This window comes from Halomonas sp. DP4Y7-1 (genome assembly GCF_019800705.1).
In the GTDB taxonomy this organism is placed as follows: Bacteria; Pseudomonadota; Gammaproteobacteria; order Pseudomonadales; family Halomonadaceae; genus Halomonas; species Halomonas litopenaei_A.
The window spans coordinates 101386-115467 of record NZ_JAHVKS010000009.1 but is presented as its reverse complement, the minus strand read 5'-3'; the positions used below and the strand labels follow the sequence as shown (position 1 = coordinate 115467).

14 protein-coding genes are annotated in these 14082 nt (G+C 59.4%); 6 read left to right on the top strand and 8 right to left on the bottom strand.

Annotated elements, in window-relative coordinates; genetic code table 11:
• The first annotated feature begins 11 nt into the window (after positions 1-11).
• From KUV72_RS16380 to KUV72_RS16365, 4 genes are all read left to right on the top strand, one after another.
• A complete protein-coding gene (locus tag KUV72_RS16380; protein ID WP_206944066.1) occupies positions 12-1460 on the top strand; it encodes an aldehyde dehydrogenase family protein in 1449 nt (482 codons plus the stop codon).
• 432 nt (positions 1461-1892) lie between these two features.
• The gene (locus tag KUV72_RS16375) at positions 1893-2438 is read left to right on the top strand and encodes a DUF805 domain-containing protein (protein ID WP_222239102.1); all 546 of its coding nucleotides are present in this window, start codon (positions 1893-1895) and stop codon (positions 2436-2438) included.
• Positions 2439-2522: 84 nt separating this feature from the next.
• Complete coding sequence (locus tag KUV72_RS16370) at positions 2523-3089, top strand: DUF805 domain-containing protein (protein ID WP_222239101.1); 567 nt, start codon at positions 2523-2525, stop codon at positions 3087-3089.
• Between the two features lie 689 nt (positions 3090-3778).
• A complete protein-coding gene (locus tag KUV72_RS16365) occupies positions 3779-4345 on the top strand; it encodes a DUF805 domain-containing protein (RefSeq protein WP_222239100.1) in 567 nt (188 codons plus the stop codon).
• A 150-nt stretch (positions 4346-4495) separates the two neighbouring features.
• On the opposite strand, the gene KUV72_RS16360 is transcribed toward KUV72_RS16365, so the two are convergent.
• The 7 genes from KUV72_RS16360 to KUV72_RS16330 all read right to left on the bottom strand — a co-directional run bounded on the left by KUV72_RS16360 (position 4496) and on the right by KUV72_RS16330 (position 10831).
• Positions 4496-5314: a hypothetical protein gene (locus KUV72_RS16360; protein ID WP_222239099.1), complete on the bottom strand. Its 819-nt coding sequence runs from the start codon at positions 5312-5314 to the stop codon at positions 4496-4498.
• The gene (locus KUV72_RS16355) at positions 5311-5898 is read right to left on the bottom strand and encodes a Na+/H+ antiporter NhaC family protein (RefSeq protein WP_222239098.1); all 588 of its coding nucleotides are present in this window, start codon (positions 5896-5898) and stop codon (positions 5311-5313) included. Before KUV72_RS16355 ends, KUV72_RS16360 begins: the two co-directional genes overlap by 4 nt.
• A gap of 150 nt (positions 5899-6048) precedes the next feature.
• Positions 6049-6813: an alpha/beta fold hydrolase gene (locus KUV72_RS16350; protein WP_222239097.1), complete on the bottom strand. Its 765-nt coding sequence runs from the start codon at positions 6811-6813 to the stop codon at positions 6049-6051.
• Positions 6810-8111, bottom strand: coding sequence for a TRAP transporter large permease (locus KUV72_RS16345; protein ID WP_222239096.1), 1302 nt, complete (start codon positions 8109-8111; stop codon positions 6810-6812). Before KUV72_RS16345 ends, KUV72_RS16350 begins: the two co-directional genes overlap by 4 nt.
• Positions 8111-8626 (bottom strand): TRAP transporter small permease, encoded by a 516-nt coding sequence (locus tag KUV72_RS16340; RefSeq protein WP_222239095.1) that lies wholly within the window; start codon positions 8624-8626, stop codon positions 8111-8113. Before KUV72_RS16340 ends, KUV72_RS16345 begins: the two co-directional genes overlap by 1 nt.
• A 112-nt stretch (positions 8627-8738) precedes the next feature.
• Positions 8739-9725: a TRAP transporter substrate-binding protein DctP gene (dctP, locus tag KUV72_RS16335; RefSeq protein ID WP_222239094.1), complete on the bottom strand. Its 987-nt coding sequence runs from the start codon at positions 9723-9725 to the stop codon at positions 8739-8741.
• Between the two features lie 62 nt (positions 9726-9787).
• Entirely contained in the window at positions 9788-10831 is a 1044-nt protein-coding gene (locus KUV72_RS16330) for a D-cysteine desulfhydrase (protein WP_261317538.1), read from the bottom strand.
• A gap of 187 nt (positions 10832-11018) precedes the next feature.
• On the opposite strand from KUV72_RS16330, the gene KUV72_RS16325 reads away from it, so the two are divergent.
• Positions 11019-11921, top strand: coding sequence for a LysR family transcriptional regulator (locus KUV72_RS16325; protein ID WP_222239093.1), 903 nt, complete (start codon positions 11019-11021; stop codon positions 11919-11921).
• A 27-nt stretch (positions 11922-11948) separates the two neighbouring features.
• Here KUV72_RS16325 and KUV72_RS16320 read toward each other — a convergent pair whose 3' ends face one another.
• Entirely contained in the window at positions 11949-12656 is a 708-nt protein-coding gene (locus tag KUV72_RS16320; RefSeq protein ID WP_261317537.1) for a UTRA domain-containing protein, read from the bottom strand.
• A 307-nt stretch (positions 12657-12963) separates the two neighbouring features.
• Between KUV72_RS16320 and KUV72_RS16315 the strand changes: the two genes are divergently transcribed.
• On the top strand, positions 12964-14040 hold the full coding sequence (locus KUV72_RS16315; protein WP_315857918.1) for an ABC transporter substrate-binding protein: 1077 nt from the start codon (positions 12964-12966) through the stop codon (positions 14038-14040).
• The last annotated feature ends 42 nt before the right edge of the window (positions 14041-14082 follow it).

The following is a 14082-nucleotide window of genomic DNA, read 5'->3' as shown; positions in this document are numbered from 1 at the left end:
GGAGCCCTTTCGTGCAACAACTGACACAACAGTTCATCAACAACACCTGGGTCGACAGTCATAGTCGTCGCCGCCTGGCAGTGACAGACCCTTACCGCCAGACCCAGATTGCCGAAATCACCGCGGGAGATGCCGCCGACGTCGACGCCGCCGTTGCCAGCGCCAGGGCGGCACTTCCGGCCTGGCAAGAGCTGGGGGGGCATCGACGGGCGGACTACCTGGAGGCCATTGCCGCGGCCCTGACGTCCCGCCGGGAAGCGCTGATGCGCATCTCTTCGACCAATAATGGCAAGGCCCTGGCCGAGGCCGCCATCGACCTCGACGATGCCATCGCCTGCTATCGCTACTACGCCACCCAGGCACGCGCGCTGGAAGACCGCCAGGGCCGCCTCGTCGACCATGCCATGGAAGGGGTCGACGCGCGTCTCTACGAGGACCCGGCCGGCGTCGTGGGTCTGATCACGCCCTGGAATTTCCCGCTGGTCACCAGCGCCTGGAAGATCGCTCCCGCCTTGGCGGCGGGCTGCACCATCGTGTTCAAGCCTTCCGAAGTCACCCCGCTACCCGAAGTGGCCATCGCTGAGATCGCCGCCGACATCAAGCTTCCCGCCGGGGTACTCAACCTGTTGCTGGGTGATGGCGAGGGCATTGGTGCACCCCTGTCGGCCCACCAGGGAGTCGACAAGCTGTCCTTCACCGGCAGCAACGTGGTCGGCGAAAAGGTGATGCAGGCCGCGGCCCATGGCGTGCGAGGCGTTTCTCTGGAGCTGGGCGGCAAGTCGCCGATTCTGGTACTGGATGACGCCGATGTGGATGCCGCCGCCGACTGGGTCATGGCCGGGATCTACTTCAACTCGGGGCAGATCTGCTCCGCCACATCACGCCTGATCGTGCATCGGTCTCTGGCAGAGCCCCTCTATCAGGCACTGGCAAGTCGGATCGATGCCCTGACCCTCGGCGACCCACTCGTCGAAGGCACCGACATGGGACCGATGACCAGTGCCCGACAGCGTGAAGCCGTGGAGCGCTATCTTGAGATTGCCCGCGAGGAAGGCCTCACCGTCGTGCGCGATGGCCGCCACCGCGACCTGCCCGCTCAGGGCGAGTTCATCGCCCCGACCCTGTACCGGGACGTGCCGACCGACAGCCGCCTGTGGCGTGAAGAGATCTTCGGCCCAGTGCTGTGCGCGCGCAGCGTGGACAGCGAAGCCGAGGCGATCGCGCTTGCCAACGACAGCGCCTTCGGACTTGCCGCCACCGTGATCTCTGCAGATGTCGACCGCGCCAAGCGGGTTGGACGCGCACTGCGTGCCGGCAGTATCTGGTACAACTCGGAGCAGCTGGTCATGCCCGAAGCCAGTTGGGGTGGTTTTGGCGCCAGCGGCATTGGCCGTGAACTGGGACCCTGGGGCATGTCCGGCTACCTCGAGGTCAAGCATCTGATTGGTCCCGCCGGCTGATCCCTCACCTGTAGATCCCCCCACCCTCAGCCCCCTGCTGGCGCTTGCCAGCAGGGGGCTCGCACGGCTTACACCGCAGCGTTGGCGTTTGATTCCCTCGTCGGTGATCGTGCTTCGGCGACGGGCAAGCCTGAATGACGGGCAAATATGCCAACCCGGGTAGTTTTCCAAAAGGCTTAGTTCGTAAGAGAACGCCTCTTCCACAGTCTATTAGTTATTGCTTAAATCGTGGCCATAAAGCGGTGGCAGCCAGAGTAGCGTCCTACATTCCGCGATAATAAATAGTTTTTCCAGCGCATAATTTCAAGTGGACTAACAGCCATCACATCCGACGAATGACAATAATGACAACGCATGACAAAAATAAATAAAGGCAGGTAGAAAACAAGAATAAAGACAAAGTTATCGACTACTGGCTATGCAGAGGCGAACATGAGGAAACTACCTTTATTATCATCTTCAGCGATGTCCCACCATCCCCCACTTTCGCTCTACCATGTTGCCCATCGCCGTAACCGACTCTGGTCGCCCCGCGGCCGCATTGGACGGCTTCAATACTGCAATCGTGCATTGATGGCAGGACTCATCTACAACGTCGTCTCATACCTGCCATTCTTACTCGGCTATCTGTCGATAGACGTTATGACACTAGAGATATTTTTCTACATCGGTTCCATGTATCTTGTTTTTTCTCTTGCACTCGGCGCTTTCGTCGCCCTTCAAGCCAAACGACGCCTCAATGACCAGAACCGGTCCGGTTGGACATTAATCTTATCCGTCTTTCCTATTGTCAATGTGTGGCTAATCTGCACCATCATCTTTGCCCGCGGCACTCCAGGAAGCAACGGATTTGGCCCCGCGCCGCCACCACCGACTCGCTCCGAGCGGCGCCATTTCTGGTACTTGCTGATAGCTCACATCGCGTTGTTCGTCGCCATCATGCAATACGCGCCAGTGCACCTTAACGCCACACTGTGACCACGGCTAATCCCCTCGCCAACGCCCGACATCTCCGCGGCGAGTCGTATCTTCGCCCCACCCTACTGCAAGGAAGCTGATCATATGACCACTGAGCAAGCTACGACAACTTCGCCTCAGACAATGCCTGAAACACCACACCCACCAGTCTCCAATGCCGATTCGGAACATGGCTCTGCCATAACTCAGCACGGCACCGGAGAAAAGGCAGGATTGTGGTCCACACATGGACGCATCGGCAGAGTCACGTATTTTAACCGAACGGCAATTCCAGGATTCGCATACTACGCTATCTCTGTTAGCCTGTACCTGATGAGTATGAATGTGTACTATCCATCAGACCATACCACATCTCAGGCATTTACAGCATTTCAAGTTTTAGTTGGCATTCCGTGGATTATCTTTTCTCTGATACAAAGCAAACGCCGAACAAACGACATAGATAGTTCTGGCTGGATACTTCTTCTTCTCCTGATTCCTATCGTCAACATAATCCTCGCCTGGGTGCTAACCTTTGGGAAGGGGACAGAAGGCGAAAATCGCTATGGGGAAGCTCCGGCCGCTCCGGCCGATGACGATATGGCCATATTCTGGATATCGCTGACAATACTGATAATTGGCAGCTTGGTATTGTATTCCAAGATTTCATAGAGAAATTAACGTACTAGGCGTATCAATGCGTCCCTGGAAGATGAAGAATTTCGATGCCGCCGACTGGGTCATGGCGGGCGTGGATTTGGTATCGTTGGGTCTGAGTCAGCTGTCGGTAACCCATGATCTGCTTCACTTTGGTCGGTAAAGTAGGGAGGGTACCGGCACTGACCCTCCTCATTCCACCGGGTGGTGCAAAGTACTTCGAATATACTATGAACCCAGGAGAGATCGTCTATTCCGCAAGCCATCACCTTCCCCTAACGTTATGAAGATGTCTTTTTTCGACCCTGGGTCGCGGCACACTTATCACCAAGGTTTCAGCAGTGAGAAAACCATATAACGCACCTTCTTCTGAGTAGAGTTAGTATGTGAGACAATTCCTATTCCGACAACCATTAACGTTCGCTAAGATTTCAGCTACGCCGTCGTGATCCCACGCATCGCTCCATGGCTTCAAACGCTATCCATTATCCATAGCTCGGCCATATTGCCACCACCGACTCGCTCCGAGCGACGCCATTTCTGGTACTTGCTGATAGCCCACATCGCGTTGTTCGTCGCCATCATGCAATACGCGCCAGCGCACCTTAACGCCACACGGTGACCACGGCCCCCCCTCGCCACCACCCGACACCTCTGCGGCGAGTCGTATGTAAGACCCACCCGACTTCAAGGAAGTTGACCACATGTCTACAGACCAAGAGAAGGTAACCTCGCCACAGACAACGTCTGAAACATCCCACCCACCAGTCTCCAATACCGACTCGGAGCATGGCTCAGCTATGAGCCAGCACGATTCCAAGAAAAAGGCGGGATGGTGGTCCACACGTGGCCGTATCGGTCGGGTCACCTATTTTAACCGCACCACATTGGCCTCTCTGATCGTCAACGGGCCCTACATAGGCGCTGTGGCTTACGCGGTGACTACACAATCAGCAGCAGCAGAAGCAATACTAGGTACAGTACTATTGGTAACGATCGTGCTCTCGATACCTCTCACCGTCTTTTGGACTCTTCAAGCCAAACGCCGCATGAATGACCAGAATCGATCGGGTTGGCTGCTACTTCTCGCTCTGGTTCCATTGGTCAATCTTGCAATCTTCATCATGCTCTACTGCGTCAAGGGCTCCAGTGGTGAGAACCGGTATGGTCCAGCGCCTGAACCACCGACATCCTCCGGTATGACGCTGTTCTGGTGCTTGCTCGGTCTTATCCTTCTGCCTTTTTTCGTTCCTCTCGGGGTGCTGCTTTGAGCATGGTTGGCTTCACCGCCCGTCGACTCTGCTAACGCAGAAAGCGCTGGATAAATGATGCAAGCGATGACACGCCGGCCCCCATAGCGATAAGGCCCCGACGATAACGTCGGGGCCTTTTTGGTTTCATCGCTGCAGCAGCGTCCTGAGTCAGGCGGTCGCGGCGAGATCCGCCCCTGCCCGGCGCTTCCTCAGCCAGATCGATAGCGCCAGCACCACCAGCATGGCCCAGGGGTAAGGCGTGAAGAAGGAAGCAAACGCCGACGGCGCTGCCACACCATTCTGAACGGCAGTCGCGGCAATAACCTCCTGCCACACCGCTACCACGATGTGCCAGGGCAGCAGGAAAAACACCGTACATACCGCACAGTCCATCAGGTTGGCGGCGCGGGCCGGGGAGATACCAAACTGCTGGGCCAGACTCTTGACCAGCCCCGGCCCCACCAACAGAAGCGCCGGAGCATTGGCCGACAGCGGTGTAGACGCCGCGATGGTCACCGCAACGATGCTGGTCTCGGCACTGGCGCGGTCCTTGACCAGCTTCTTCTTGGCGCTATCCAGCAGGCGCTCCATCAGACCGGTATCCAGGATCACCTGCGTCAGCGCGAGCACCATCAACGCAAACAGAACGGCGCCTGTCACCGACGCAATGCCATTCTCGATCAGCCCGGTGCTCTCGCCCCGCGCCTGGGGCAACGAGAACAGGTCACCAAGGCCGATGGCACCGATACCGAGGGCGCACGCCATGGCCACCAGGTTGCCGATAAACATCGCCTCGACAATATGGCGGCGCTTCATCGCGAACACCACCACCGCCGCCAGCGGAATCAGCATGACCAGTCCCGAGACATGACCGGTCGGCACCTCGGCCGTTGCGGAAGACGCCTCACCACTGGCGCCGAACAGCATGAAGATCACCATGGATATGCCTGCTGCCGACAGCGCCAATGGCAGCCGGGTACGGATCACATCGCGATCTCGGCACCCTGGGTGTAGGAAGAGACGATGGTGGTATCCGACACCGGAGACAGGTTGTCACCAAAGGCAGCACCGGACAGGATCGCCACCGCCAGCATGGACGGGTCGGCTCCCAACATCACCCCCGCCGGGTACAGCACCGGTGACAGGCCAATGACGGTGCCGGTACTCGTCCCCGTACCGAGAGCAAATACCATGGCCATAGCGAAGGCAATCAGGGTAAAGGTGGCCCCCTCTGCACCAATGGACGCGCCTAGCCACATCAAACCATCGATCAAGCCACCCGCGGCCATCAACTTGCCGAATACACCGGCCAGCAGCCACAGCGCGATAATCGCCGTTGCGGTGGAGTTTCCCATTCCCTTGAGCAGACTGTCGCAATAAGCGGTGCGCTGTCGACAGAGAAACAGACCGACGCCCATGGCCACCCAGGCGCAGGCCCAGAACGGCTTGGTTCCAGCGCGTTCGAATACCGATAGGTAGACCAGCCCCACCACCAGCAGGATTAGTGGTGCCAGGGCGCCGAGGGTGCCCCCTCGGAAGGATAAGGATGGAGTCGTAGTGGATGTTGTCATTATTAGAATCCTCAGGATGGGTAAAGCGTTTATCAACGCCGGCCAGCACGCACCTTTGCCGTCCTGCATTGCCAGGCGTCATGAAAAGAAAGAAAGTGAAACCACCAAATCGTGCTTCGCGAGTTCGTCTTTAAAAGGCGGAAATTCACATCAACTTATGTGATGGTGAGCTAAAAAATCATCGAGTAAAGCACAGAACAGCTCTGGCTTTTCATGATGGGCGTTATGCCCCGCATCAGGAATAACCGCGAGCCTGGCGCTGCTTATTCCCTGCCATAGCGCCAGTTCTTGCGAGATAGGGTAAGCCCGATCCTGATCGCCCCAGATCACCAGCGTCGGCATCGTGTGTCGCGATAGAAAGTCCACGCCTCTCCAGGACTCCATGGCGGTGAGACCGCCAAGTACCGCCGCCTCGCACGCTAGTTCAGCGAGCCCAAGCGACGGTGCAAACCACGGATCTTGCGTGCCCTTCACATACCAGTTGGACACGATGTAGGAGACGGTTGGTCCCGTACCCTGTTCGATCACCTTACGCCGTGACTCGGCGATAGGCTCGAACCGACCAGGAAGCTCACCCTCGGGTCCAGTGCCAAACAGGATTAGCACCTCGACCCGCTGCGGAGCCTTGTGCGCTATTTCCTGAGCAATCATGCCACCCATGGAGTGGCCCAGCAGTGCGAACCGGTCAACGCCCAGGCGGTCCATCTCGGCTAAAACGAAACTGGCAAAGCCCGGGATACTGTCAACGGCAGGTTCGTGACAACGTTTGCCAAAACCAGGTAGATCGACAGCGATAATCTGGCGCCCACTTTCCAAAGCATCTCTCACTGGCGCCCAGTAACTGCTACCACTCAAGAACCCATGAACCAGCACCAAAGGCGCTGCCTCGGCAGGAGACATCGTATCACGGCTCATTGCATCACCTCCGGCAACCACAGCGCGATATCCGGTACTAGAAGAAGCGCAGCGATTAGCAGTACCAAAGCACCAATAAAGGGAAGCGAGCCAATAATGACATCACCAACGGACACTTCATCCTTCGCCAGCCCCTGAATGACGTAGAGGTTGAGGCCAACGGGAGGAGTAAGCACGGCGATTTCCATGATCACGGTGTAGACGACCCCGAACCAGATCAGGTCAAAGCCCGCCGCCGACACTAGCGGAAACACCGTAGGCAAGGTGATAAAGGTCATCGAGACAGGCTCGAGGAACATGCCGAGCACGATATACAGCAACAGAATGACCAGCAGAATCACGTAAGGGGATAGCCCCATGGAGGTGATCAGCGAAGTCAGTTCATCGGGGATCCGGTAATAGGTGACGACAAAGCCAAACAAAGTGCCCGCGGACAGCAGCAGACCCAGGTAGCCCATGGTCAGCATGGTGCGTTTCAACGCCTCAACGAAGCCAGCTGCAGTCAGTCCTCCGAAGCATGCCGTCAGCACAAAGGTCACCACTACCGCCACCGCCGCCGCTTCAGTGGGGGTTGCAAGGCCGGTATAGATCGCGGCGATGATGATGAAGCCGATCAGTCCGATCGTGACCAGGGTTACCGCCACACGCCCCTTAGACAGTGTGTGGGAGTCATCGGCAGCCGGCACATGGGCACGACATAGCCGAGACCAGATGAAGACAATCACCACAAACATGGTGGTCAGCGCGATACCGGGAATAATGCCGGCGATAAACAGGTTGCCGATCGACTGGTCGGTCACAATGCCGTAGTAGATCATGATCAGACTCGGCGGGATCAATACGCTCAAGGTACCGCCGGCAGCCAAGATGCCACTAGCCAGTCGGCGGTCGTACTTGAGCCGCAGCATTTCAGAAAGCGCCACCCCACCGATGGTCAGGGAGCCCACCATACTGGACCCGGACACCGCTCCGAAGCCCGCACAGGCCCCGATGCTACCGTAGGCAGCAGACCCTCTGACGTTGACGCCGCTATGCAGGAAACGATACAGGTCCGAGCCGATGCGCGATCGTCCGATCAATTCGCCCAGGAAGACAAAGAGAGGAATTGCCAGAAGAATGTAGTTAACCCAAACACCCCATAGCTGCAGCTCACTGCTAACCACAGCGGTGGGGAAACTCTGTATGTGCCATAGAAAAGGTAGCGCCGCACCAGCCAAGGCAAAGGGAATCGGGACCCCGATGCTGACCAGCCCCATCAACAGGACAAATAGCCCAATACCTACCGTATACCATTCCATCACCGAATCCCCTGCTTGGTATTGGCAACCACTTCGTCCCCGGAGATCTGCTGCAATAGCCGATGCAGAACGCAACAGCAGAACGTGACCATGGCAAACAGCACTGGAATCCAGAAATAGACCCTCGGCCACAGCAGGATCTCCGACGCCGCCCCAGACGCCAGCGTATTCATGGTGGCGGAGAAGGATACGTACATGAACCACAGACCTATCAGCGCCATCACCACCAAGTTGAAGGCTTGAACCCAGCGGCGTACGGTGCCAGGCAGGATATCCAGCAACATGGTCACCTTCGGGTAGGCATCACGCCGCATGGCGTAGCCAAGCCCAGCAAAGGCTACCGGAAACAACAATAACGCGGTTGCCTCGGTCACCATCCTGTCAGGGGAGTTCAACACATAACGGGAAAATACCCCCCAGCTCATCCATAGCGCCTGCACCAGAATGATTGATCCCCCCGCCAGGGCACATCCCAGCGCCAGGCGATCGAGTGCGGTATCGAGTCGTTGTGACATACAAGCCTCCCGGATAGTCCATGCCATCCCTCATTGAGCGAGAAGACTGACCCAGTAGTGAACGGCACTCCGGCGCTATTCGTCACCACCAGAGTGCACGCCCGGTTGAGCATCAGCGGCGATAATCCGCAAACAATGCCTTGATGGCGTCGGCTCGCTCAGGCCCACATGAGTCTGCGACGGTGGGCTCCCACTCTCCGGCAATGGAGGCAACAATGTCCGCACTTGCCTCTTCATTCAACGACACGGCGGCACCACCACCCTGCATCACGGCCTGGCCCACTCGTTCATTGACCCACCCTTCATAGCGGGGCTTGAGCCACGCCTCTGCTTCTCGGGCGGCATCCAGCAACGCCTGCTGAGATGCCCCATCAAGGTCATCGAACTTGCGCTTGTTCATCATGTACTGGATGTTGCCGTAGAACAGTGAGGCGTTGACCATGTACGGCATTACGTCCCACAACTGCCACGAGCTGTACGTGGCCACCCCCATATTGATACCGTCCACCACCCCTCGCTCGGCAGACTGGAAGACCTCATTGGGTGAGACAAACACTGGCTCCCCACCCCAGGACGTGATCATCAGGCTGACCAGCGGACCGATGGAGCGCACCAGTTGCCCGTCCAACTGGGTAATGTCAGAGATAGATTCCTGGAACCACCACTCCTGATCGTAGGAGTAGTTGGAATTGAACACGGGAACCAGGCCGGCCTCGGCGGCCTCGTCACGTACGATATCGGTATAGGCCGCATCCAGTTCATGCTGACGCTCAAGGTCCACCAGCGCTGGATAAAGTGACGTCACCCGATAACAGGGAAGACGATTATCTGCTGGGATCCAGGCGATGTCGGCGATCCCACCAGTCACAGCATCCACCCCTTCACTCCACCCATGCAGGGTCGATGAAGGGAATATCTCTACGTTGACTTCTCCATCGGTTTTTTCCGCCACGAGCTCCGCAAACTTCTCGAAGCCTTCATAGCGAATATCCACTTTGTTCACGTAGGTCGATAGCCGCAGTGTGGTCTGTGCCTGAGCGGAGCTGGTGACCACTGCCAACGCGGAAGCCATAAGGGTGAGAGCGGGTAATGTCTTCATGGGTTACCTCATATTGTTGTCATTGTTGATGCGCGAGACCGGGCCAGTCATACCGCCAGACCTCAGCCTCTGTAATCTGCAAAGCCGAAGGCATCGGGATAGCCGAACAGCGCGACGGCGCCGCCGGTGTGCAGGAAGACCACGTTCTCGCCTTCCTTGAAATGGCCCTGGCGGATCAGGTCGATCAGCCCGGCCATGCCCTTGCCGGAGTAAACCGGGTCCAGCAGGATGCCTTCGTGTCGGGCCAGCAGGGTGACCGCCTCGATCATGCTGTCGGTGGGCACTCCGTAGCCCTCGCCCACGTAGTTGCAGTTGGCAACCACCTGCTCGCGGCTGACCACGCCGGAAAGGCCCAGCTTGGCTTCGGTCTTCTGGGCCAGGGCAAAGACGTTGGCCTCCTGCTTGTCCTTGGGCGCGCGCACGCCGATGCCGAGCACCGGGATGCCGGCGTTGCAGGCGGCCAGGCCGGTCACCAGGCCTGCCTGGGTGCCGGCGCTGCCGGTGGCATGCACCAGATGATCGATACGCAGACCCATGTCGTTGGCCTGAGCCAGCAGCTCCAGGGCGGCGTTAACGTAGCCCAGGGCGCCGATCTCGTTGGAGCCGCCGCCAGGGATGATGTAAGGCCTCTTGCCTTCGCTCTTCAGGCGATCGGCCAGGCCTTCCATCTCGGCAGCCATGTCGGCACCGCCCGGGCGCTTCTCGACGCTGGCGCCGTGGAGCTGATCAAGGAAGACGTTGCCGTTGTGGTTGTAGTTGGGGTCTTCACTGCCGGTGCGGTCTTCCAGCAGGATGTGACAGCCAAGGCCCAGCTTGCAGGCGGCGGCCACGGTCTGGCGGGCGTGGTTGGACTGGGTGGCACCCTGGGTAATGATGGTATCGGCGCCCTTTTCCAGGGCATCGGCCATCAGGAACTCGAGCTTGCGCGTCTTGTTGCCGCCGGTGGACAGGCCGGTGCAGTCGTCACGTTTGATCCACAGGCGCGGGCCGCCCAACAGCTTGCTCAGGTTGTCCATCGGCTCCAGCGGGGTGGGCATATGGCCGAGACGGACACGGGGAAAACGGGACAGGTGCATACGGGCCTCCAGGCGAGTCATTGTTGGCATTGGCGTGCTCTCGTTATGACGTTCTTCCATGAGATGACAGACGCGAGGCCCGTCAGAGAACGTGTCATCTCACCTTAAAGGCCGCCCACGACCTGCCACCAATGCCAAGTTGCTCGTCAGCTGTTAAATTTTTGCATAGCCACGACTCCTGCCTGGCCGGCAGCTACAACAACAGACAAAAACACCAATGAAGATCGAGTGGATAGAGGATTTTCTCGAGCTTATCGAGGCAGGAACCTTCTCCCAGGCGGCGGAACGACGCCACGTCACCCAACCGGCGTTTTCGCGACGCATCAGACAACTCGAGGAGTGGCTGGGAGTCGCACTGATCGATAGGCGCTCCCCACGGCTGGAGCTGACTGCCCATGCGCGTACCTACGAGCCTCAGCTCAGGGAGTGGCTGGCCCGCCTCTATGCCATGCGCAGTCGCCTTCGAAGCGATGCCCGCCAGGGACCCAGGGCCATCCTGACCACCCAGCACACCCTGACCGTCAGCTACCTGCCGCGGCTGTTGCGCCACTTGCGTCATCACGCGCCTGAGGTCGGACTGCAGATCACCTCGTCGGACCGCAGCGTATGCATTCGCGACTTTGAGCAGGGCAAGGCCGACCTGCTGCTGTGTTCCGAGCTCGAGGGGGCGCCCCTGTTCGACGACAGCACCACCATCGAACGTCTCGCGCTGGGTGCTGAGAGGCTGCTGCCGGTGTGCGCCCCGGACCATCACGGCGGCCCGCTGCACCCGCTGGAGCAGGGACAACGACTGCCGCTGATCGGCTACGACACCGACAGCTTTCTGGGCCAGGCGCTGGCGACCCCCTACCTGCTGGATGCCCAGCGTCATTACGAGATCGAGCTGGTGTGCGAGACCGCCTTTACCATCGGTATCCGCCAGCTCGCTCTGGCGGGGCTGGGTATCGGCTGGCTTCCCCACGGACTGATTGAAGAGGACCTGGAAAGCGGCAAGCTGGTATCGCTGCTGGATACGCTAGGTGGGCCCCGGCTGGTGGTGGCCTGCTATCGGCATCGGGACGAGCAGAGGGCCGCGGCGCCGCTGTGGCATCTGCTGGAGGAACGGCCACCGGCGGTATAGCGTCGCCATCATGACGTGCGGATGGCGTCATCCCCCCTGGGGGGCAGCAGACAGGGTGAGCTCGATGGCGTCGTGACGCCAGTACTCGTCGTCGCAGTCGATGGCTCGGCCGTTCTGGTCATGATTGATGCGGGAAATGCGCTGGGCGGGACTGCCTCGCACGGCGTTCAGCGCATCGGCGCCGGCGCTGGACAGCACGCAGGTGCCAAGCTCATAGCTGACCCGGCCAACCCGGATGCCGTACTCGCGCCGGTAAAGCTCGGTCAGCGACTCCCGCGCCAGGTCGAACTCGAGAATCTGTGGAAAACAGCTTGGCAGCAGATGATGCTCGACATAGAGCACCCGACGCTCGTCCACTAGTCGGGCACGACAGATTCGATAGACCGGCGCGTGTTCGGCAATACCCAAACGCCGAGCGACCACTGCGGGGGCCATGACCTCTTCGGCACTCAGCAGCAGGGTGCGGGCACTGCGCTGCTGGGAGCGCACCATCTCGTGAAACGGCAGGCAGGCCAGCAGGTCATAGCGAAGCCGTGGCGGCGACACAAACCAGCCGCGCCGATTCTCGCGATAGACCCGCCCTTCTGCCTCCAGCGCATTGAGCGCTTCGCGCAACGTGATACGCGTCGTCCCGAAGCGGGTCATCAACTCGCGCTCGCTGGGAAGCCGGCGCCCCTTCTCACTTCGAGCCTCAGCCAGCACCGGTTTGAGGCGCTCTTGCAGCGATCGATCCATGCACATACCGATGGTAAATAAGAGAAAAAATGACGCTCGCCAATCTACACCTATCCAGCTGGTATAGACCAATTGAGCCATACGCCACAGTCTAGTGACTTCTCCATGACATCGTGGTGACACTCGTGATGCCGTAGTGGCTGCCGAAGGCTTTATCGCCAACCGGGGATTGAGACAAGACTGCCATCACACTGACACAGCGCTGTCATGAAGGCTCCTTAGGGTTAGGCACAACGGAAACTGATCTAGACCAGAAACGCACACCGGTTTCCGTCGCCTTCACGCCCCCTGACCCGGAGACCCTCCCGTGAACGTCACTTCTCTGCGTTACCCGACCCTGACCGCCCTGGCCTGCGTTGGCCTGATGTCCACCGCTGCCCAAGCCAGCTCCGCCGAGCTTGAGTCTCTGATCGAGGCCGCCAAGCAGGAAGGCCGCGTCGACAGCGTCGGCATGCCCGACACCTGGGCCAACTGGAAGGACACCTGGGCTGACCTGGACAGCGTCTACGGCCTGGCACACAGCGACACCGACATGAGTTCCGCCGAGGAAGTCGCCAAGTTCAAGGCTGAGGGTGAGAATGCCACCGCCGACATCGGCGATGTCGGCTTCGCCTTCGGTCCCATCGCCGTGCAGCAGGGCGTAACCCAGCCCTACAAGCCCACCACCTGGGACCAGATCCCTGACTGGGCCAAGGACGAGGATGGTCACTGGATGCTCGGCTACACCGGCACCATCGCCCTGATGATCAACAAGAACCTGGTCGACGAAGACCAGCGTCCGGGCTCCTTCGCTGATCTACGTGAAGGTGACTACTCAGTGTCGGTGGGCGCGGTAGGCCAGGCCTCCCAGGCCAACAATGCGGTGCTGGCCGCCGCTTATGCGGCAGGCGGTGACGAAGGCAACCTGGCGCCGGGACTCGAGCTGTTCGCCGAGCTGGCCGAGCAGGGCCGCCTGTCGCTGGCTGACGTGTCCATCGCCAACCTGGAGAAGGGCGAAGTGGAAGTGGCCCTGCTGTGGGACTTCAACGCCTTGAACTATCGTGACCAGATCGACCGCGACGCCTTCGAGGTGGTGATTCCGTCCGACGCCTCCGTCACTTCAGGCTACGCCACCATCATCAATGTACACGCCCAGCATCCCAATGCGGCCAAGCTGGCCCGTGAATACATCCTGTCCGATGAAGGCCAGTTCAACCTGGCCGAGGGCTACGCTCGCCCGATCCGCGCCGAGCACCTGACCCTGCCCGACGAGATCGCCGCCAAGCTGCTACCCAACGAACAGTACGCCAGCGCCCGCCCGATTCAGGACTTCGCCGCCTGGGAACAGAGCGCCAAGGTGCTGCCGCGCCAGTGGCAGTCGGACGTTTTGATCCACCAGCAGTAATCACGCCACTTACCACCCCCCTGGGCATCGGGCGGCAGCGCC

Coding starts and splice junctions, on each gene's coding strand:
- KUV72_RS16365 (WP_222239100.1), top strand. CDS start 3,779: ATGTCTACAGACCAAGAGAAGGTAACCTCGCCACAGACAACGTCTGAA.
- KUV72_RS16340 (WP_222239095.1), bottom strand. CDS start 8,626: ATGTCACAACGACTCGATACCGCACTCGATCGCCTGGCGCTGGGATGT.
- dctP (WP_222239094.1), bottom strand. CDS start 9,725: ATGAAGACATTACCCGCTCTCACCCTTATGGCTTCCGCGTTGGCAGTG.
- KUV72_RS16350 (WP_222239097.1), bottom strand. CDS start 6,813: ATGAGCCGTGATACGATGTCTCCTGCCGAGGCAGCGCCTTTGGTGCTG.
- KUV72_RS16345 (WP_222239096.1), bottom strand. CDS start 8,111: ATGGAATGGTATACGGTAGGTATTGGGCTATTTGTCCTGTTGATGGGG.
- KUV72_RS16370 (WP_222239101.1), top strand. CDS start 2,523: ATGACCACTGAGCAAGCTACGACAACTTCGCCTCAGACAATGCCTGAA.
- KUV72_RS16320 (WP_261317537.1), bottom strand. CDS start 12,656: ATGGATCGATCGCTGCAAGAGCGCCTCAAACCGGTGCTGGCTGAGGCT.
- KUV72_RS16325 (WP_222239093.1), top strand. CDS start 11,019: ATGAAGATCGAGTGGATAGAGGATTTTCTCGAGCTTATCGAGGCAGGA.
- KUV72_RS16330 (WP_261317538.1), bottom strand. CDS start 10,831: ATGCCAACAATGACTCGCCTGGAGGCCCGTATGCACCTGTCCCGTTTT.
- KUV72_RS16355 (WP_222239098.1), bottom strand. CDS start 5,898: ATGACAACATCCACTACGACTCCATCCTTATCCTTCCGAGGGGGCACC.
- KUV72_RS16375 (WP_222239102.1), top strand. CDS start 1,893: ATGAGGAAACTACCTTTATTATCATCTTCAGCGATGTCCCACCATCCC.